This window comes from Pseudidiomarina mangrovi, assembly GCF_003999375.1.
GTDB classification, from domain to species: Bacteria; Pseudomonadota; Gammaproteobacteria; order Enterobacterales; family Alteromonadaceae; genus Pseudidiomarina; species Pseudidiomarina mangrovi.
In genome coordinates this window covers 81,241-102,609 of sequence record NZ_RJLC01000005.1, presented here as the reverse complement: position 1 = coordinate 102,609, position 21,369 = coordinate 81,241, and the positions used below count along the sequence as shown (strand labels likewise).

The 21,369-nt window shown below is 48.1% G+C and carries 16 protein-coding genes; 8 read left to right on the top strand and 8 right to left on the bottom strand.

Features of this window, described 5'->3' with window-relative positions; genetic code table 11:
* Positions 1-113 precede the first annotated feature (113 nt).
* A complete protein-coding gene (locus EFO84_RS01255) occupies positions 114-998 on the top strand; it encodes a LysR family transcriptional regulator (RefSeq protein WP_127346246.1) in 885 nt (294 codons plus the stop codon).
* A gap of 4 nt (positions 999-1,002) precedes the next feature.
* Here the strand turns inward: EFO84_RS01255 and EFO84_RS01250 are convergent, their stop codons facing one another.
* On the bottom strand, positions 1,003-2,916 hold the full coding sequence (locus EFO84_RS01250; RefSeq protein ID WP_127346245.1) for a S9 family peptidase: 1,914 nt from the start codon (positions 2,914-2,916) through the stop codon (positions 1,003-1,005).
* Positions 2,917-3,000: 84 nt separating this feature from the next.
* Positions 3,001-3,312 (bottom strand): TFIIB-type zinc ribbon-containing protein, encoded by a 312-nt coding sequence (locus EFO84_RS01245; protein WP_127346244.1) that lies wholly within the window; start codon positions 3,310-3,312, stop codon positions 3,001-3,003.
* 180 nt (positions 3,313-3,492) lie between these two features.
* Between EFO84_RS01245 and EFO84_RS01240 the strand changes: the two genes are divergently transcribed.
* Entirely contained in the window at positions 3,493-3,933 is a 441-nt protein-coding gene (locus tag EFO84_RS01240) for a VOC family protein (RefSeq protein ID WP_240642617.1), read from the top strand.
* Positions 3,934-3,965: 32 nt separating this feature from the next.
* Here EFO84_RS01240 and EFO84_RS01235 read toward each other — a convergent pair whose 3' ends face one another.
* Positions 3,966-5,816 (bottom strand): DUF885 domain-containing protein, encoded by a 1,851-nt coding sequence (locus tag EFO84_RS01235; RefSeq protein WP_127346243.1) that lies wholly within the window; start codon positions 5,814-5,816, stop codon positions 3,966-3,968.
* 201 nt (positions 5,817-6,017) lie between these two features.
* Here EFO84_RS01235 and EFO84_RS01230 point away from each other — a divergent pair, with 201 nt between their 5' ends.
* The 6 genes from EFO84_RS01230 to EFO84_RS01205 all read left to right on the top strand — a co-directional run bounded on the left by EFO84_RS01230 (position 6,018) and on the right by EFO84_RS01205 (position 13,656).
* Complete coding sequence (locus tag EFO84_RS01230) at positions 6,018-7,127, top strand: sensor domain-containing diguanylate cyclase (RefSeq protein WP_127346242.1); 1,110 nt, start codon at positions 6,018-6,020, stop codon at positions 7,125-7,127.
* Positions 7,128-7,207: 80 nt separating this feature from the next.
* Positions 7,208-7,792: an RNA polymerase sigma factor gene (locus EFO84_RS01225; protein ID WP_127346241.1), complete on the top strand. Its 585-nt coding sequence runs from the start codon at positions 7,208-7,210 to the stop codon at positions 7,790-7,792.
* Positions 7,783-8,202 (top strand): hypothetical protein, encoded by a 420-nt coding sequence (locus tag EFO84_RS01220; protein WP_127346240.1) that lies wholly within the window; start codon positions 7,783-7,785, stop codon positions 8,200-8,202. Before EFO84_RS01225 ends, EFO84_RS01220 begins: the two co-directional genes overlap by 10 nt.
* Positions 8,203-8,319: 117 nt before the next feature.
* A complete protein-coding gene (locus EFO84_RS01215; RefSeq protein WP_127346239.1) occupies positions 8,320-11,328 on the top strand; it encodes a TonB-dependent receptor domain-containing protein in 3,009 nt (1,002 codons plus the stop codon).
* A 27-nt stretch (positions 11,329-11,355) separates the two neighbouring features.
* Entirely contained in the window at positions 11,356-12,834 is a 1,479-nt protein-coding gene (locus EFO84_RS01210) for an SLC13 family permease (RefSeq protein ID WP_127346238.1), read from the top strand.
* Between the two features lie 15 nt (positions 12,835-12,849).
* A complete protein-coding gene (locus tag EFO84_RS01205) occupies positions 12,850-13,656 on the top strand; it encodes an SGNH/GDSL hydrolase family protein (RefSeq protein WP_127346237.1) in 807 nt (268 codons plus the stop codon).
* A 466-nt stretch (positions 13,657-14,122) separates the two neighbouring features.
* On the opposite strand, the gene EFO84_RS01200 is transcribed toward EFO84_RS01205, so the two are convergent.
* From EFO84_RS01200 to EFO84_RS11780, 5 genes are all read right to left on the bottom strand, one after another.
* A complete protein-coding gene (locus tag EFO84_RS01200; RefSeq protein ID WP_127346236.1) occupies positions 14,123-15,418 on the bottom strand; it encodes a hypothetical protein in 1,296 nt (431 codons plus the stop codon).
* 211 nt (positions 15,419-15,629) lie between these two features.
* Positions 15,630-18,728 carry a type I restriction endonuclease subunit R gene (locus EFO84_RS01195; protein WP_127346235.1) on the bottom strand — a complete coding sequence of 1,033 codons (3,099 nt, stop codon included), beginning with the start codon at positions 18,726-18,728 and terminating at the stop codon, positions 15,630-15,632.
* Positions 18,725-19,765, bottom strand: a complete 1,041-nt coding sequence (locus EFO84_RS01190) for a virulence RhuM family protein (protein ID WP_127346234.1) — start codon at positions 19,763-19,765, stop codon at positions 18,725-18,727. The genes EFO84_RS01195 and EFO84_RS01190 overlap by 4 nt, the downstream gene beginning before the upstream one ends.
* The gene (locus EFO84_RS01185) at positions 19,758-20,093 is read right to left on the bottom strand and encodes a hypothetical protein (protein ID WP_127346233.1); all 336 of its coding nucleotides are present in this window, start codon (positions 20,091-20,093) and stop codon (positions 19,758-19,760) included. Before EFO84_RS01185 ends, EFO84_RS01190 begins: the two co-directional genes overlap by 8 nt.
* Before the next feature lies 1 nt (position 20,094).
* Positions 20,095-21,369, bottom strand: coding sequence for a restriction endonuclease subunit S (locus tag EFO84_RS11780; protein ID WP_127346232.1), 1,275 nt, complete (start codon positions 21,367-21,369; stop codon positions 20,095-20,097).

The following is a 21,369-nucleotide window of genomic DNA, read 5'->3' as shown; positions in this document are numbered from 1 at the left end:
CATCTGTGTGAGTCGAGTTACGACCTGATGGAGCTAGTATACTGTTTCTATTTTTTATGATTAGATAGCACAATTGACAATCACTGTTTCCATAAAGAAACAATAGAGTGCTTATGTTATTTGATCGACTGACCGAAATGGCGATCTACGCCACCATTGTGGAGCAGCAGTCATTTACCGCCGCCGCTCGCCATTTAGGCATCTCAAAAAGCGCCGTCAGCAAAGCGCTATTGAAACTTGAACAAGAACTGAATCTGCGTTTATTGCAACGCACTACCCGCAGTATGACGGTTACTATTGAAGGCCGTGCCTTTTACCAGTACTGCAGAGAAATGATGAATCAGGCAACCGCTGCAGAGCAACACTTAGGAAGCTTGCGTGATACCCCTGCAGGGATCATTCGTATCACCGCACCAGTGACTTTTGGAAGCATCCAGATTGCCCCGCTGATGCCGGCGATCCTCGCTCGGTATCCCGAGTTACGAATAGAGCTGGTATTAGATGACAAGCGGGTTGACCTGGTCGCTCAAGAAATTGATATCGCGATTCGCTGTGGCCGATTAGAAAGCTCATCGCTGATTGCCAAACGCTTGCAGGATCTACCATTAGTAGTGGTAGCCAGCCCCGATTTCCTTCGCCGCTATGGAACGCCAAAGCACCCATCAGAGCTGGCTAAGCTCCCATGTTTGGCGCATAGTTCACATGCCACCGACAAGCTTTGGCACTTTGTCGATCAGCAGCAAGCAGTCACAGTGCAAGTCAACGGGCCAATGCATGCCAATAACAATTTAGCCTTGAAACATGGCTTATTGGCATCCCTCGGTATCGGCTACTTACCACGTTATCAAGTGCAAAACGAATTGGCTGATGGTCGTTTATGTGAGCTGTTGCCCGAATTTTTAGCGCCCGCAACACCGGTACACGCGGTCTATCGTCATCGGCAGCATTTGAGTGCAGCAATGCGCGCCACCTTAGATTACTTGGTGGCGCGCCTTTAACAGCTTATTTCAGATGGGTTCTTAAGAAGTTTAAGTAGGCTTCTTGCGCAGTAATACGGTTGGCTTTTACCGCGAAACCATGGCCCTCGTCGGGGAATAACACGTATTCAACGGGTACGTTGTTGGCCCGAATGGCGGCGACCATTTCATCGCTTTCGACTTGCAATACCCGTGGGTCGTTAGCGCCTTGCACCACCAATACCGGCACCTTCACATTAGCGGCATGGAACAGCGGTGAAATGCGCCGTAGCCGATCACCATCGGTGGCTGGGTCACCCAATTCGTCGTATAGCGACTGGCGGAAGCTCTCCCACCATGGCGGGATACTCTCCAACGTCCGCACCCAGTTGGTCACTCCAAAGATATTGATACCGGCATTAAATTCATCGGTAAAAGCCAGCGCCGCCATGGTCAAGTAACCGCCATAGCTGCCCCCCATCACCACGATTTGCTCCGCATCAACCCAATCCAACGATTGCAGGTATTTTTTACCATAGACAATATCCTGCAAATCATCTTCGCCGTGGCGTTTATCGTCTAAATGGAAGAAGGTTTTGCCATAGCCCGATGAGCCGCGATTATTCACCCCAAACATGGCGTAGCCGTGATTCACTAGGTGCTGCACCATAGCATTGTAGCCCTGACGGGTCTGCCCACCCGGGCCGCCATGGATAAAGATAATCGCCGGGACTTTGTTGGTCGCATTGGCTTGGTGCGGCTTATACAACAAGCCAGGCACGGTTAAGCCATCAAAGCTTTTGAAGCGCTCCACCGTACTTTGTACCAAATGCTTGGCATCCATTTCTGCCGCTAAAGTATTGGTGAGTTGCGCTACCTCAGTGCTGCCAACTTGCCAGACAAATAAGTTCGATGGTGACACGTCTGAATTGACGTAAAACACCAAGGTCGATTCGTCCGCAGAGAAATTCACGCCGCGTAAATCGCCCGGCGGATACGCCGGTAACTGCAATTCGGTATTGGTGGTTAAATCTGTAATCGTTAACTCGGTGCGTGCATCAGCATTCACACCCACCACTTGATAGCGGCCCGACTCTGAGAAATATAGAAACGATACGTCCCAATCAGCGGTGTAATATGGGCGATGCTCATCAGTGGCAAGGTCATACAGCCACGCCTGGGCAAACTCGCCATGACCGTCGGTGCTGTAGATCAGACCGAGGCTATCGCGGGTAAAGGTATAGGCGCTGTGCTGAATATTGCCTTCGGTGGGGGTAATCAATACCGGTTCGGCGTCGTCCTTGCTCAAATCCACACCAAATAAGTCCGAGTCGGAGTTTGAATTAGTGCGGCTCATGGCCAAGAAACGGCCATCTGGGCTGACCGACTCAATATTGAAACCAGTGTTATTTTCAAACACCATGGTGCGACTGAAATCGTTGCTGCTGTATTTATACAGATCAAAAAAGCGGTTATCGCGCTCATTGGTCATAATATAGAAGTGCACTTGGTCTTCATGCCAACCCGCCACCATAGCCTTCAAATTCTCGCCTGGGGTTAAGTCTTGGCTACTGCCATCAGGGAGTTGCACATAAACATGATTGAGCTCATTACCGCCTTGGTCAGCGGTATATAAGAAGCGGTCATCGTTAGGAAACCAGCTAATGCCTCTGATGGCATCTGTGGTTGATTGGGTTAATTGGGTCGGTGCGCTACCATCTACTGGATAACGATACACATTATATATACCTGAGGCGTCACTGGTGACTAAGACCGCGCTGCCATCATGGCTAATCGACGAGCCATACAAGGTCGTGGTATCGAAAAAGGTTTCAGCACTATACTGTGCCATCATCGGCTCAGCGTGCGGTGCAGCGACCTGATCATCCGATGATTGCGGCGAGCAGGCCGCCAACAGAGCGACACAGGAACCCATGACTACGGAAAGTGACCAACGCATTGTTCTATCCTCTTCTTGCGGCCAACATGGCAAGCAATCAGTGTAGTTGAAAATATCAGCGTTGGAGGAAAATTATTTTACACTCTAAAAATCAAACAGTTCGCCAAGAATGCTTTTCTTTTTATATTTTTTATGGCCATAACCATAAGGTTGCTGCTGTGGGTGTTGTCCTTGGTAGCCCGGTGACTGCATAGGTTGTTGCACCGGTTGTTGCACCGGTTGTTGCACCGGTTGTGGTGCCGCTTGTTGCGGTGCCGGAGCAGCTGACCGTTCGATGATTTTGTCTAACTCGCCGCGATCAAGCCATACCCCACGGCAACTTGGGCAGTAATCAATCTCAATGCCTTGACGATCAGTCATCATCAGGTTTTCGTCTTTGCATACTGGGCACTTCATGGTGTTGCTCCATTTTAACAAGATAATAGCCATAGACTGACAGTAATGTCTTTTGTTCAACCCAGCGCGACCAAATGACTAAAATATCGGTTCACTCTAGCTGTGCCACTAGATTATCTGCGCGTAATTCCGCACTATAGCCCATCGAACTATCTGCTCGCAGCAGCCAAGGAGCCCTTTATGCGCCCCATGATCATGGTCACGTTGACACTATTACTGCTCATTAGTAGCCCTGCAAACGCTACCGAACGCCAATCTGTCCTCGGTTTTGGCGGCTTTTTCTTTAAAGCGGAAAATCCGGCTGAGTTAGCGAAATGGTATGAACAGCATCTTGGCGTTAAACGCACCCCAAGCACCTACGAGGAAATGCCGTGGCAGCAAGAAGGCGGCAGCACGGTATTTGGCGTGTTCAAAAATACCACCAGCTATTTTGGCCGCACCGAACAACAATGGATGCTGAACTTTCGCGTTGCTGATTTAGATGCCATGGTCGCGCAGCTTCGAGAGGCTGGTATAAGCGTAGAAGTAGACCCTGAAAGCTATCCCAACGGCCGCTTCGCGCGGCTGCAAGACCCTGAGGGTAACCCCATTCAGTTATGGCAAGAAAAAGCCCCGCATTGAGCGGGGCTTTCGCAGGTACTATCAACCTGCCGTTAGCTCGGACGCTTAGCGTTAATGTACTGCTCAATAAATTGCTCCAGCACATTCAAAGGTACCGGGCCGCTCGACAGCACCACATCGTGAAACTCGCGGATATCAAAGGCATCACCGAGCTCGGCTTTAGCTTTTTCGCGCAGCTCGACAATCTTGATCATGCCGATTTTGTAAGCTGTAGCTTGGCTCGGCATAACAATATGACGTTCCACCATTTTCACCGCGTCAGCTTCGGCGTTCGGGGTATTGGTTACGTAAAACTCAATCCCTTGCTCGCGAGTCCATTGTTTGGCATGAATGCCGGTATCTACCACCAAGCGAACTGCACGCCACAACTCCATAGCTAAGCGGCCAAAATCTGAATACGGGTCTTGGTAAAAGCCGATTTCTTTCGGCACTAACTCGCTATATAACCCCCAACCTTCGGTGTAGGCGGTATAACGACCAAACTTACGGAACGTTGGAATACCCTGCAACTCCTGCGAAATAGCGCGTTGCATATGGTGACCCGGAATACCTTCATGGTAGGCCAGAGCTTCCATTTGGTAGCTGGGCATTGAGGCCATATCGTACAAGTTGGCATAATACACACCAGGGCGTGAACCATCCATGGACGGCTGCTGATAGAACGCTTTACCCGCTGACTTTTCGCGGAATGGTTCGACCGCTTTGACCACTAAATCAGCTTTTGGCTTGGTTAAAAACAACTCGTCAAGTCGCGACTTCATGGTATCGATCATGGCTGTCGCTTCATCTAAATAACGCTGGCGACCTTCAGCCGTATCTGGGTAGATAAACTGCTGGTTATTGCGCATGTGCACAAAGAACTCTTGCAAGGTACCGGTGAACCCAACTTTTTCCATGATCACGCGCATTTCGTCATGAATGCGTGCGACTTCGTTGAGGCCAATCTGATGAATCTCATCAGCGGTTAAGTCAGTGGTGGTGGTGCGTTGCAGAGCAATATTGTAGAACCGCTCACCGTCGGGGAATTTCCATGCGCCATCTTTATCATCAGCTTGCGCAGCTATGTCGGTGACACTGGCAATTAAGCCTTCATAAGCCGGTTGCACCGACGTCAGCAAGGCTTGCTGCGCCGCTGTCATAAGCGCTTCGCGTTGACTATCGTCGATATCCAACTTGGCGACCTTGCCGCTAAAGTCAGCCCACAAGGTACTGTCTTCACCGTCATCAAAGGGCGCGCCGGTGATAATGTTTTGGCTGTCGCTAAGCACGTAGGGATAGACAAACTTCGGTGCCATGATACCCTTTTCGGCACGTAACTTGAGATTCTCGGCCAGCTGACCAAATAACTCTGGTAGGCCATTTAAACGGGCAATGTAGGCCTCGGCATCAGCCACATCGGTAATGCGATGTTGGTTGATCAGCAATGACGCTACGTTGGAATGCATGCCGAACATTTGATTGACCGGATAGTTATAATGGCGCCACTCATAATCAGCAATTTGCTGCTCTAATTGCTGTTTCATCAATAACCAGCTGACATGGGTTTGCTCATCCAGCTTAGTGTGGTCAATGGCCATAACGCGCGCCAGCTGTTGCTGCTGTAACTCCAGCTCAGCGGCGGCGCTTTGTTCAGAGATATCATCCCACTTATCTTGATCGTCTTTGATGCCCAAAAACGATTGATACATGGGGCTACGCATCACATTTTCCATGAAAATGTCTTCGAACAGTTGATTGGCTTTGGCCGACTCACTGGCAACCGTTACTTGCGTTTCAGTGGCAGCGTTGGGCGCCGGTGTCGAATTGTTCGTGGTAGCATCTGAGCACGCCGTAGCGGCCAGTGCCAATGAAATAGCCAGTGCTATTTGCTTGTAATGAAACATTATAGTTCTCCTGTAAAGCGTTCATTGTGCTCCGATAGTAGCACTTCCATCACCGTCACCCTACTGAATCGCCCGCCATTCATCTCGTAGACTTGGTTGCTGATAGCATGACCAACAACACTTGCAAGCACACAAAATAGCTTCTAAAGTTCGCAACAGCTGACTTTATTTTGACTCGTTATCAGGAAATGCTGTGTTCGTATGGATATCATCACCATCATTGTCTTAACCGGCATTACTAACATCACTTTTGCGCTTTATAGCTGGCAACAAGTGAGTAATCCTGAATCGCATTTTGCCTGTAAGGCCTGGGCGCAAGCGCAATTTATCAAAGCAGTCTCTTTCGGGCTGTATGCGACCGCGTTGATTAGCGCCTCGGATGACCTGCGATTAATAGCGAACATCCTGATTATTATGGGCTGTTGGGCAGAAGTGCGCGCCTATAATCAATTGGCCGGCACTGGTTTGAATACGCCCACTTTAATCGGTGGTTTCGTGATCAGCGCGCTGGCTTTTACGGTCATGCACATCACCAGTCCGGTCGGCCCCAACAATATTATGATCACCACCGCCTCGGTGCTGGTATCTATTCCGCTGGCGATGAATGTGTACGCGCTGTATCGGCTGATGCAGCAACATGCCGGTAGCGTGTTCCCGCACGCCTTACTGGTCATCAACACCGGCATCACAGTGCTTTGTTTGATGCGCGGTTACCTGTCGGTGGATAACCCTGACTACATCATCACTCAAGCACTTTTCAGTAATCAGCTATTTATGTTTGCAACCTTCATTCATGGCTTAGGTAACGGTATTGGTTTTATTGGTTTTCTTAAAGAGCGTTCCGATGAAAAGCTGCGTAACCGCGCCAACATCGATTACTTGACTGGTATCTATAACCGTCAATATTTTGAGAAGCTGACCACGCAGCGGCTCGAACGCGGCGAACCACTGACTTTGTACTTTATGGATTTAGACAAATTTAAGTCGGTTAACGATCGTTTGGGGCATGCCGCCGGTGATCAGGTATTACAGCTATTTGCCGAGTTACTGCAGCAGCAACAGCAGCACTACCATGCCATAGCTGGACGCCTTGGCGGTGAGGAATTCGGCTTAGTGATACCAACTCAAAGTATCACCGACCACAGCACCATATTGGCCAACCTGCGTAGTATTTTTGCAGTGCACTCCGAGGCCTTAATTGGTGAATCGGTGGGCTTTAGTGTAGGCGCCTGTACCGCCAAGCCGGGCGATACCGTGCAGGAGTTGATGCGGCAAGCCGATGTCTTACTGTACGCAGCAAAACGTGCATAAAAGTATTTACAAAAGCTTATCTTTTGACCTATCTTTGCCCCAACCTCCAAACTAAGAAGAAAAAGTAGAGGCAGGCAACTATGACAGCAGCATGTTCATATCTCGGGCAACAGCGCTTTGCGCGCTTGCATAGTCAGCTATTCCCGAAACTGAGTAGCTTTTTGAGCCAACAAATACCGCGCCAAGAAGCCGAAGAAATTGCTCAAGAAGCGTTATTAAAGGTTTATCAGCGGCTGCAAACAGCACTCCACAACAATGATAGCTGGAGCGACCAGCACTTAGCCGCGCTGACCTACGCCATTGCGAAAAACTTACTGGTGTCACGTGCGCGCCATTTAAAAGTGCGTTGGCAGTACCACGAACAGCAGCGTACTCAGCTCAGTCATGAACAACCTTGCAATGCTGAACAAGCTATCATTAATGACGACATGCACCGCCACTTGTTAGCTGCGATCAATCGGTTGCCGGCTATTTGTCGCAACGTGTTTATCCTTCGCCAGATCCACAATAAACGCTATCAAGATATCGCTAGCGAGCTGAATATCTCGATTAAAACCGTCGAAAATCATCTCGCTAAAGGCATGAAGCTGTGCCGTCAGTATATGATTGAAGCTGTCCATGAGGAGTCTGCAAACCGCGCTATGGATACCAGCGTATGCAAATAGAAGATTGGATTGTTCACGACATTCCGGAGCACATCATTGCCCAAGCCTCAGACTGGATCATTCAGCTCGACCGGCTTGAGCAAGATGCCAGCTATGCCATGTCTGACCTAGAGAACCAACTTTTACGGCAACAGTTTTACGACTGGCTTAATCAAGATCAACTCAATCAACTAGCCTTCTTACAGCTTTCTGAAATGTGGGCGAAGTCATCTATGCTACGCCATCTTGAGCACATGATCGATAAATCAGAAGTAATTCAATTCCCAACCATGCCGAGCCGCCCGCAGTTCGAGCCGGAGCTGCGCCCAAGCTTTGCCGAGAATGGTGATATGGCCTCAGCGCCAGCTTGGATGTACCCAGTCGTGATTGGCTTAGTGGTGATTGGGTCACTGGCACCGTTGCTGCTCTAATAACCCCTCAAGAAAAATTGTTCGAAAAAAATTTACCCTGACATAGGGGTATTTCTGATCTCATGCGTTTATGACCTGAATTACACATTCAGTTAATCATCATGCGAGAGATTGATCATGAACAATTATAATAAGTCAGTATCGACCCCGACTAAATTAACGAAAGTAGCTACCGCAGTAGCACTCGTGCTGTCATCGCAAGCCTTTGCGCAAGACACCAGCACTGAAGAAGGCGACGCCATTCAACGTGAAGGCGTTGAAAAAATTACCGTTGTTGGTTCTAACATCAAGAATGCGCAAGTCTCTGAAGCGCTGGCGGTATCCGTCATCAATGCCGAAGAAATTGGTGAGCTCGGGGTTGAATCACTCGACGACCTGTTGCAACTAATTCCAGAAAACGGCCAGAACTTCCTGAGTGAAGCAAATAACATTTCCGGTGGCGTCAACTCAGCGCGTGGTGATGTCGGCGCTTACAACTTACGTAACTTGGGAACAGGTAACACGCTGGTGTTGCTGAATGGTCGACGGATGGTCAACGCCGCCACCTACCAAACTGAAGAAGTGGGCGGCAGCTTTGTGCCGGTGAACTCAGCCAACGTCAACATGATCCCGATTTTTGCGCTCGACCAAGTTCAAGTGCTGCGTGATGGTGCCTCGGCGATTTATGGTGCCGACGCCGTAGCCGGTGTGGTTAACCACGTGGTGAAAAGTGATTTTGTCGGCTTTAATGTGTCGGCGCGCTACTCTGACTTTGAAAATTTCTCCAGCCCAGCGCAGCAATTACAAATTGAGTGGGGGCAAGATTTCAACAATGGCCGCACCAACGTCAGTGTGTTCGCGGGCTTCTATAAACGCGACCGCATCAATTCGCAAGACGATGAACGTTGGGCCGACTCCGATTTACGCTGGCGTATCCCAGAAGGTTCTTTGTGGGCCGGCGATACACGCTTCCGCGGCGATAGCGCAAACTCGCTATATGGCCAGTTCGACGTGATCACGCGTGCCTCAAACTCAGGGCTCAACGGCACCATCACCGATACAGCTGGTGAGTTTGAAGTATACCCAATTGGTGACTCACGCTGTCAGTACACCATCAACGAATTCACCTGTGGCGCCATTGATGGCCAAGGCACAGTACGCTTCAACTTGAACGAAGACCGCGATCTGCGCTCGAAAATGGACCGTAGCAATATTTTCGTCTTTATCAATCACGAATTCGATAATGGTGTGGAAAGCTTCACCGAGCTCTCTTATTACAAAGCCAATACCAACCTTCGTCGTCACCCAACTTCGCCCTTCACCGCCAACAAACTCAGAGTCGGGGCAGAAAACTACTACAATCCACTTGGACCCTGTGGTTCGCCAAATCGACTCCCCGATGCGTTGATCCCCGGCGTACCTTGTAGCGGCTTAGAACTCGAAATTGATAACTACCGCTTCGCTGAGATTCCACGGGTGGTTAATAATGACGGTGACTCCTATCGCTTCTTGCAAGGCTTCCGCGGTGTTTGGGGTATGTGGGACTGGGAAGCGGCATTCACGCAATCGAAAGCCACGCAATCGGATGTGACCTCGAATCGGGTTTCCAATATCCTCATGGCCGAGGCATTATTTGACCCAACATCAGCGGCTTACAATCCGTTCAGTGGTGGTGTGAATAGCAACATTGAGCGTGCCCTGATTGATGTCTATCGTAACAATGAAACCGAATTGACCATGATCGATTTCAAGATTGCCAATCCGGCCATCTATGAATTACCGGCAGGTCCAGTCGGCTTTGTGGTTGGCGCCGAGTATCGCGAAGAGTCGTTTAATGATGACCGCGACCCGCGTCTTGATGGCACTATTCAGTTCACCGATTACAGCGGCACCACCTATCCGTTCGTATCTGATGTGGTGAACTCGAGCCCAACCCCTGACAGTAGCGGTAGCCGCGATGTCATGTCACTGTTCGCCGAATTCCAAATCCCAGTTACTGATACCCTAGATGTGCAAGCCGCACTGCGTTATGAAGATTTCTCCGACACTGTTAGCACCACCGTCGGTAAGTTTGCCTTTGGTTGGCAGCCGATCGACAACTTCATGCTACGCGGCTCGTGGTCAGAAGCCTTCCGTGCGCCTAACTTGGTGACTATCAACGAGAGTGTCGTGGCGCGGAACAATACCCGTACCGACTATACCTGTTTATATGCGGCTGAATTCGGTGGCGACCCGAACCAAGACAGCTTGGATTGTAATGCCCCGGTGCAGCGGGTAGCCCAAGGCAGTGACCAATTGGTGCCGGAAGAGTCGACTAACACCAACATCGGGATTGTTTACGATGCCACCGACGATCTCACCCTGACCGTAGATTTCTGGACCATCGAGAAAGAAAATACCATCGGTTTGTTCGGTGAAGAGAACCATTCGTTGTTAGACCTGGTACTGCGCCTGCAAAATGGTTTGAGCAACTGTGACACCGCAACCTTTAACCCAGCAATCACCCGTGGTGATGTTGACCAAGGCACCGCTGGCTTCTATCAAGCGGCAGGTATCTGTCCGGGTGGCGTGATCAGCCAAGTGACCGACCAGTATGCCAACCTTGATACCCGCAAGTTAGCCGGTTATGACATTGGTGTGTACTACACCTTAGATACCGACTATGGTCGCTTTAACTTCAAGTATAACGGTTCGTTCTTAGAGAAATTTGAACAAGCCGCTGGCGGTGATGCCGCGGTATTGGTTGAAGCGCAAGCCAGTGGCCTATTGCCGGCTTCGTACCCAGTCACCGGGTTCGCCGATCTGATCGGCCGCGATGGCAACCAAAAAGAACGCCATTCAGTGCGCGCCGCTTGGCGCAAAGGCGATTATGCGGCATCCTTAACCGGTAACCGCATCGGTAGCTTCTATCAAAGCAGCTTGACCTTGAACGACGGTACCCGCTATGTGATCCCAGCGATGACCACGTTCAATGCCACCTTTGACTACAACGTTGAGGTGAATGAAGTCGATACGCGCTTCCGCTTAGGTGTGGTCAACATATTTGATGAGCGTGCGCCACTTGCCGACGGCTCTTTTGGCTTCTTTGCTGATGCCCATCGTGACTACGGCAGACAGTTCTACATCGACGTAAGTGCGCGATTTTAATTAACTGACCCTAGTTAGGATGTAATCATGCACGCAACTGATACGTGCGCCCCTGAGCGGGCGCGCTACCAAAATGTTGGCCTGTTACTCGGGCCAACCATTTTCTTTCTGATGATGCTGCTAGACAGCAGCCAAACAGCCATGGAACCAGCCGCTTGGCGGGTTGCTGCTGTGGGGCTCTGGATGGCAGCATGGTGGGCCACCGAAGCGGTATCGGTGCCAGTGACCGCGTTCTTGCCAATGGTGATGTTCCCGTTTTTGGACGTTGCCTCTATGGCGGACACCACGCGTCATTATGCCAACCCCATCATCTACTTATTTTTAGGCGCGTTTATACTGGCGATTGCGATTGAAAAATGGCAGTTACATAAACGCATCGCCTTGGCGATTTTGTCGATTACCGGCACCGATGGTAAGTTTTTGATCGGTGGCTTTATGGTGGTGGCAGCGTTGTTATCGATGTGGATGACCAATACCTCCACCACCATGATGCTGATGCCGATTGCGCTCTCCGTTGCCAATATGATCGCGCAAGAAAATCAGCATTTGAACGACCGCCAAATCAAAGCCTTCCAAAAAGCCATGCTCTTAGGCTTAGCTTACGCGGCCACGATTGGCGGCCTAGCCACGCTGATTGGTACCCCACCAAATGCTTTACTAGCGGCGTTTTTAGTCGAGAACTACGATATCCACATCACCTTCGCTAACTGGATGCTGGTGGGTGTACCGGTGATGGTAGTGATGTTACCTCTGGCTTGGTATTCGCTGACGCATGTCAGCTATAAAGTGGATATTCCAGCCAACCCAGAAGTCAACGAACACATCAAGAAAATGGTCGCTGATTTAGGCCCTATGACCAAGGCCGAGGCCCGCGTTGGTGTGGTGTTCTTGTTGGTGGTGACCTTCTGGATCTTGCGGCGGCCAATTTCAACCTGGCTTGGTATCGATTTTCTGACCGATACCGGCATCGTCATGACCGCAGCATTGCTGCTGTTTTTGCTGCCCAGTGGCTCGCAAAAACAAAGCCAATTACTAACCTGGGAAAACGTACAAGGTTTACCATGGGGCGTGTTGGTGTTGTTCGGCGGCGGCTTAAGCCTTGCCGCAGCGGTGTCTGATTCTGGGCTGGCCGCATGGCTGGGTAGTAGCTTGATGCCACTCGGCGCCTTTGGCGTGCTGGCATTAGTTCTGGCCGCTACGGGCCTGGTGATATTCCTCACCGAACTGACTAGTAACGTGGCTACTGCGGCAACATTTTTGCCAGTGGTTGCCGCCGTGGCGCTAGAGCTTGGGGTATCGCCGTTGCTGCTGTGTGTGCCAGTTACCTTGGCCGCTAGCTGCGCCTTCATGTTACCGGTAGCGACACCACCGAATGCCATTGTGTTCGCCTCGGGCAAGTTAACCATTCCAGACATGGTGCAGGCAGGATTACTGCTGAACATTATTGGTATGGTGCTGTTAACGCTGGTGGCCATTTGGTTGGCACCCATGGTCTTTGTGGCATAACTGAGGAGTCGCTTGATGATCGCTAAATGGTTAGTCAGTTTATGCACGCTCGCGCTGTTGGTGGCTCCGGTTCAGGCCAATAGCGACAATAAGCGCGTGCTGTTTGTCGGCAATAGCTTTAGCTTTTACAGCAATGGTATTCACAACCACTATGCCAACCTCATCCGTGCCGATGATAGTTGGCAAGCGGGTGAGCACCGCGTACGACTGCTGACGCTATCCGGTGGGTACATTCACGAAACCGGTCGGTTGTTAAATAGCTACTTGAGTAGCGGTGACGACGACTGGGATATCGTGGTGCTACAAGGTCATAGCACAGAACCAGTGAGCAAGGATAAATCGGAGCGCTTTGAGCTGGTGATGGAGCGCATGATCAGTTCCTTGAAAGAGCGCAAGATCCGCCCGGTGCTGTTTATGACCTGGGGCTATCAGGGTGATGCCGATATGGGTGCTGCGTTGCAGCGCGCCTACGAAAAAGTCGGCAAAGCCAATGACACGCTGGTGGTGCCGGTAGGCGCAGCCTTCGCGGTGGCGAGCCACCAGTACCCCGACATCAGCCTGTTGGTGCCTGATGTGCGCGGCGTCAGCTCCAGCGACGATGACGCCGAGCTCACCTACCGCCGCGATGTCAAACACCCCAGCGTAGCCGGTACCTACCTCGCTGCCTGCGTGTTTTACGCCAGCCTGCATCAGCGTAGCCCCGAGGGCAACCTGTTCCACGCCGACCTCGACCCAGACACCGCGCTGAAGCTACAACAGCTCAGCTGGCAGGTGGTCAGCGCCTATTTTGGCTTTACTGCGGATAAAAGCACAGCAGGCTAAATGCCTGCTGGGTTTTATTCTATGTTTTGGATCTGAATGGATGATGTGGATATTATTTGCTTATAAAACAAATGGTTGCTGGTTTTAAGGCTAGCCACTTTCATATTTAGGATCCACTTTTGGATCCAGTTAGACAAGTTTAAAGTTATAGCTAACATCAGCGAACCTCTCGGTAGACTGTCGGATTTATCAATTACCCTGAGCATGAAAAAAGGCTAGAAATAGTTGATGCCCTATAAAGAAATTTATATAAAATTACCTCTTAGGCTCTGACTTCGCTTCACCTTATGCCTCTCTGCTGTGTCGTAGCACCTCATTAAACGAAATTTCGGCCAAGCAGACCGCCAAATCATGAACATTTTGACTAGCTCGGTTCTCAGCTTTAGCACAGTCTCGGCTTTGAGGAAAAAGCTCTGCTCGAAATTGCTCAAATGATTTATAAACGCAATTTTTCACTTTGGTCGATTTAGTCATTTTCGAATCCTTTAAAATAATTATCAAAAAAATGACGATTTATATCTTTAGGAAAGTATAACTTCCTTTTCACCCAAACCATACCATCTCCTTTAGATATTACTGCTACGTCGATTGGACCCCCTACGGTTTCGAGAGATTCCGTCATCCGTCGCTTGAACGCCGTCAAATTTACGAGGGACTCTGCCATAGCAGCTAACTCATCTTTCGGTAAAGCCGTCACCATATTCAAGACTGGGGAAATATGCTGCTCTCTAATGTGCTTTTGGATTACATCAATAAAATCAGCGTGTAGAGTTTTTGCATCACCCTGTAATTTCTTCTTTATTGTATCAGAATCTACCGCACTTCCCTCTAACTCTTCGTCACTTAATAGATCTGGCAAACGGCTAAATATATGATTTAAATATACATTTATTAGTTCATTTACAGACGGATTCATACCGTTCATGAACGCAGCAACCATATCTTCTTGTGCAAACGCAACGATACTACAGTCGTTAACACTCGTTACTTTATATGACTTTCTCTCGAGCTTTCTAAATTTTAATACGCCGTCTATCACACCCTCGATTTCGTACGTCAGTATGGACGGGTATATCTCGTCATGGCCAAAACCTGATATAACTATTCCAGAAGTACCATTCGAATAAATTGAGCGCGTATGCAAAAAAGTGGCTATATCATTAAGCTTTGCCATTAAAGGCGGCTTAGGCTTGAGGTTTTGAAAGACGTGCGCAGCTACTTCCTTGAAAATAGCTTTGTATTTCGATTTTACTAACTTTTCAAAGTTTGAATCGATTTCAGCTGAGAGTTCGCGCTCTTTGAGTTCTTGATGGTGTCCAATTACTATATCTCGAAAGCAAGTATATGCAGTCTCATAGTCCACCTCACCATCCTTTTCGAAAATTGGATGAACCTTTTCATCTAACTCGTCACGAATCATTTCGAAATAGGCGGTAACGTTCCCCTGAACCCATGACTTTTGACTATCTTCAGAAAAGTATTTTTTGCTATCCTTTATGAATTTTATAAAGAAATCCCCGTAATCCTCTAGGGTTTCAAACTTCTCTGTTCCCAATTTTTGTCTACATGTCTTGATCAGAGTTTCCCAAGGAACTTCAAGTAGATTTGCATTTCCGTAAATCATGATTCCAACGGGATGCAGCTTTGAAAGCGAAAATAGCTTTATAGCGGAGTTATAAATTTTTCTGCCGCCTATAGTCACTGCACTGTCCGCAGCTAGTGCAACCGCGCTTCCGTTTGCTATCGCTACTTCTGCCGTCATTATATTTCCTTAGATGATTTATATATATGCTTAGAATCTATACCATCTCTGCTTTTAGCCACCTAAAAGTCACATCAAGTCGAATGATTTCAAACAACTCTTATGCTTTTATCCTTTGATGCCATCGCAACTCTCGCTCCTTTAGAACCAACTTTACATCACAGTAACAAACTGGGCAAACTCTCGTCGTTCAGAAAGGTTTGGGGCTATCTTAAAGCTGCCCACCAACCCCTTTAAACTTCTCAACAAACGCCGAGATCTTCTGAAACACCGTTTGCTTCTTAGTTCGGTATTCCGGGTTCAGCGGGCTTAGTTTCGGCAGCGTGGAATTGAGTTCGGTGCCGTTTTCACTGGCGTATTCGCGGCGTAATGACGCTGCTATGTAGCGCTTGGCGGCGTCTTCGTTGAGGTTCTCTGAACGAATGAGCTCTTCGGCTTCACGCTGTTGCTCGGCTTGAGCGAATTTGAAGAATTCATCGATAATGCCCGCTTTATCTGGCATCTCATCTAGATCGGTCTGGTTGATAAAATCGACAATTAAGCTTTCTTTGGCGCGGTTACCAAGGCTGGCTCGAATCAGACGGCGAACTTCTTCAATCAAGTCACCTTTGCTTTTATTTTTCTTGTTCTGCTCAAATATCAGTTCAAGAATGTAGTCGAGGTTTATTTCCTGCGACTTCAGCAAGTCGATCTCAAACTCGATATCGTCCCAGTCAATCGTTGACTGTGCTTGGTTCTCGGCTGATTTCTCGCGGCGTATCCAGTCGCGAATATCGTTATAGGTCGAGCGATAATCCTGCACCTTGCGCTCAGGCGGTATGCGAATCGTTTGTAACGTCGCAATATCGTCGTCGCTTAAGTGATGCTCAATTTTGAACGCTTCAACAGCTTCCGCATCGCTAGTATCAATGGTCTGCAACGCTTTTAAGCTGGCAAATTCATCGTAATTTTGCAGAATGTTTTCAACTCGCAAATACTCGCCAAATAATTTGGCGAAGTCTTTCTTGTCTTTCTCGAGCTCAATTTCATCAGGGTTAGGAAAACGCTGCTCGAGTTCGGAAACCACTTCCATAAAGCCACGTCGCGCTTGCCCAGTGACGAGGTCTGTGAAGCCTTCCATGTACTCTTTATAGCTCTTCTCGAGCACTACATTCTTGGTATTCTTATCACCAAATAGAGTGATGGCATCAATCGTCGCTTTCTCCAAATCACGGAAGGTCACGATATTGCCGAAAGTCTTCGTAGCATCGTAAATACGATTGGTGCGCGAATAGGCTTGAATAAGTCCGTGGTAACGCAGGTTCTTATCCACAAACAAGGTATTCAGTGTCGGTGCATCAAAACCGGTGAGGAACATACCCACCACAATCAACAAATCAATTTCTTGGCTTTTCACACGCTTGGCAAGATCACGGTAGTAGTTTTGGAAGCCGTTGCTATCCACGCCATAGTTGGACTGAAACATGGCGTTGTAATCAGCAATCGCTGCGCTTAAAAACTCTTTACCGCTGCTATTCATGGCAGAAACTTCAAAGCTTTCATCTGGTATCTCACCGATGGAATCTTGCTCTTCATTCGCGGCGAACGAGAAGATAGTGGCGACGCGCAAAGGTCGCTCGGCATCTTGTTGAAGTTGTTTAAATGCCTCGTAGTAGGCTTTTGCGGCATCAACGCTGCTTACCGCGAACATGGCATTAAAACCTCGCCCGCCCGCCTTCATGCGGTGCGTTTTTTGGCGGAAGTGGGTCAGTATGTATTGGGTGATTTCCCGAATACGTTCCGGGTGTAGTAATGCTTGTTTGTTCTCTGCGGCACTGAGTTTTTTCTCGTCCTGCTCGGTCTCAATTTGACGGAACTGCGGGCGTACGTCGTTGTAGTCCACTTTGAACTTAAGCACTTTTTCGTCGCGAATGGCATCAGTGATCACGTACGAGTGCAGCTCAAGCCCGAATACACTTTGCGTTGTTTCAGCGCCTAAAGCGTTAACAGTAAATATCGGCGTGCCAGTAAAACCAAACTGATAATAGCGCTTAAATTTCTTCTGTAGGTTCTTCTGCGCTTCACCAAACTGGCTGCGGTGGCATTCGTCAAAAATAAACACCACCTGCTGACGATAGACCGGCAAATCGCGCTCGGTTTTCATCAGGTTATTCAGCTTTTGAATGGTGGTCACAATGATTTTGTTGTCGTCCAAACTCAAATTACGCTTAAGGCCTGCGGTGCTATCCGAGCCATTCACGCTATCCGGCGAGAAGCGCTGATATTCCTTCATGGTCTGGTAATCGAGATCTTTACGGTCCACCACGAAGAATACCTTGTCGATAAATTCGAGTTCGGTCGCTAAGCGTGCTGCTTTAAAGCTGGTTAATGTTTTCCCCGAGCCTGTGGTGTGCCAGATATAGCCGCCAGCATCGGTTGAACTCCATTGCTTGGCCTGAAACGCGCTCTTAATCTTCCACAATATGCGCTCTGTGGCGGCAATTTGATAAGGCCGCATCACCAGCAAGGTGTCGCTGACATCAAACACCGAGAAGTGCAGCAACACCTTGAGCAACGTCTCTTTTTGAAAGAAGGTCGCAGTGAAGTCTTTAAGGTCTTTAATCAAGCCGTTGTCAGATTTTGCCCAGTTCATGGTGAAATCGAAGGTGTTTTTGTTGCGCTTCACGGTGTTGGCAAAGTAGCGCGTGTCGGTACCGTTTGAAATAACAAACAGCTGCAAATACTTAAATAGCGAGCTCTCGGCGTTAAAGCTTTCTTTGCTGTAGCGGTGCACTTGGTTAAAGGCTTCACGAATGGCCACACCGCGTTTTTTCAGTTCAATTTGAACGAGTGGTAGGCCGTTCACCAGAATGGTTACGTCGTAACGATTCGCGTGCGAACCCGTTTGTTCAAACTGCTTGACCACCTGCACTTTGTTGCGTGCGATGCTCTTTTTATCGACCAGATAGATGTTTTGAATGCGACCATCATCAAAGACGAAGTCTTCAATGTAATCGTCGTGAATTCTGCGCGTTTTGTCGGTGATGCTGTCGCTGGGCCTATCAAGGTAAGTCTCAACAAATCGCGCCCACTCGCCGTCCGAGAATTCAACGTTATTTAAGGTTTGTAACTGTACGCGCACGTTGGCAAGCATCGCCATTGGGTTATTTAGGCCAGGTACATACTCATAGCCCTGATTCACTAAATCTTGAATCAGCTCACGCTCTAAATCACTCTCGCTTTGGTAGCTTTCAGCAACTTCATATTGCTTGGTGTACTTATCTAAAACGATAAAGTGTTTTGACTCGGCTATGGGTTTGTAAGTGGTCATTCCTTTGTATCCTTTTTCTGCAACAGCTTTTTCACTTGGCGGTCGAAATCTGACTCAATTTTCTGTTGCTTATTAAACTGTTCGTATTCTTGGTAAGCCTTCTGCTGAGCAATTGCCCGCGACACACTGCCATAACCTTCAAGTATCTGATATTCGTTAAAGGCTAAGAACTTATCCACGCTGGCAGCAAAGGCTTCCATAGTAAAAGTGTTACGCCGTTCAATAATGCCCTCAATGTAATCAAAAAACGACGATACCGTGCGTTCTAGTTGTTTAATTTCGGTTTCTGATAAGTAGTTTTTGGCGATAATCGTATCCGATTTCAGCACGCGGCCTTTGGGGGCATTCTTATAAGTTGTCATTCCCATAAGCGGCTTACTGGCATCTGCTTTCAGGCTAATAATTTCAGCCGAGGTATGCCCGGTAATGGCATAGTGGAATTTATCCTGCACGTGGGCATAGAACTGGCGCGTGGTTTCTGATTTTGGGTCGTAGTCGATACTGCACTCAGCAAAAATATCGGTGATCTGCTGATAAATACGCCGCTCGCTCGCGCGAATGGAACGAACGCGCTCGAGCAGCTCTTTAAAGTAGTCTTTGCCAAAGTACTGGCCATTTTTCAGACGCTCATCATCCATGGCAAAGCCCTTGATGATGTACTCTTTAATCAGCTGAGTTGCCCAAATACGAAACTGGGTAGCTTGCGTTGAATTTACTCGGTAACCAACAGAAATGACTGCGTCGAGGTTGTAGTATTTGACCTTCTTAGTTTGCGTTTTCCCAGGAATGGCGCCATGTTCAGTGGTTGTTTCCAAAATGGAAATAACCACTTCTTGCTCTAGCTCACCACTTTCAAAAATATTCTTCAAGTGCTTGGAAATTGCAGGAACGCCAACCCCAAACAGTTCCGCCATACGATCTTGCGTTAGCCAAATAGTTTCATCGCTCAGCAACACCTCAACTTTAATATCGCCATTGGGTGCGGTGTAAAGCAGAAATTCAGAGGTTTGGTCTTTGACACTTAGCTTGTTAGTCATGGGTTACCACCGCTATAACGAGAGCAGTTCGTGCAAATTCTGCACATATTGAATCACGTTCTAACTTGCCGTGAGTAAATTGGTAAATTTCAATATTGTTGGTCATCGGAAACTCCTTTTCCTTTTTTTGGTTAAACTTTGATCTACCGAGGAATCCTCGGCAGTTGCCTGAGAGCCTTCCTTGAATGTGAATCAATCGGTTATCGATTTGAACTGGTAAGAAATGCTGACAAGTTGCGGTTAACGACCTATTTCCTGTAGGCACAATTGTCTCAGTCGCTCTGTAATCAACGTGTAAGCGGGTTACTTTACGTTGCGAAATCAACATCTCAAGCCGCCTCTTCGTCTGGCTTTGGAAAGCTTAGCAGCAAATCACGGTAATACTCGTACTGCTTTTGACGCAGCTCGATTTCGCGAGGGAGACCCTCCGTGATTGAATTAGTGAGGGCGTCAAACTTGTCGAGTATCGCGACAATTCGTGCCTGGTCTGCAAGTGATTTCTCAATGTCATCTGCGAAAGGTATAGGTACTTTCAAATTTTTAACGATTTGCGCATTAATATTTGTCTGTGAACCTGTACCTAGTGACTTTATATATTCGTACTGGCTGGTCAAGTAATGAAATACATAACGATAATTAACAACTTTCTCATCGAGACATATATTCGCACATGCCTGGTTTGTGGTGATTGGTACTTTATTGATGCCAATTTTTCCAACTGTCGCTCCATACATTGCAACAATTACGCAATTCTCGGGAATCCATTTTGCACTCGAGTTTTTTAATCCCGCTTCGGTTATTTTTATATTTGTATCCCATATTTCACAAAAATCTATTTCTTGAGTCCGTAACCAAGGAATATTGCCATCGTAATAATCCGCCACGCCGGTTTTTGGCGTTCCGCCTGAGGAAATATTCTTTGAAATCTCTCCCAGCGTCTTCCACTCCACCTCACTGTCTTCAAAGCTGAGCAATTTATCACGGTAGTAGTTGTATTGTTTTTTGCGCGCGGTAAGCTCGGCGGTAAGCTCGGCGGTAAGCTCGGCGGTAAGGGAGGTAAATGCGTCCAAAATTCGGACGATTTCCGCTTGAATTTGTAGCGACTTTTCTGGGTTTTCAGGGCACGGAATTGGGATATAGAATGCCCTAAGCTTCGCATCAGAAATTGCTGGATAGGCTGATCCACTCTGATTATCTTCAAGGTATCTTTTAAATTGGCTCGTTGAAATCAGATGCAAGATCCATTTAGGTAACACCTTCTCTTTTCTCGCACGCAATACGCAATAGCCAGTACTGGCTACTTCTCCGTGGTAATCGTCTCCAATCAAACAATAGCGCATTTGAGTTGGCCGAGTAGTCGCAAAGATTACATCATTTTTTTCTACAAGCTTCTGAGCACGACTTGGAGCATTATTTGGTGACACCCATGATGTTTCTATAATTTGCTTAGTTTCTATACTGACAGAAGTTAAATCGATATATTTATAATCACGTTTAACTTCACGCCACTTTATATTGCTAGTGCGCAGCGTCACTTTGCTAATAGGCACCCAGTCGACCTCTACGTCACCAAGTAATCGCTCAATAAAACATAGTTCACTCAT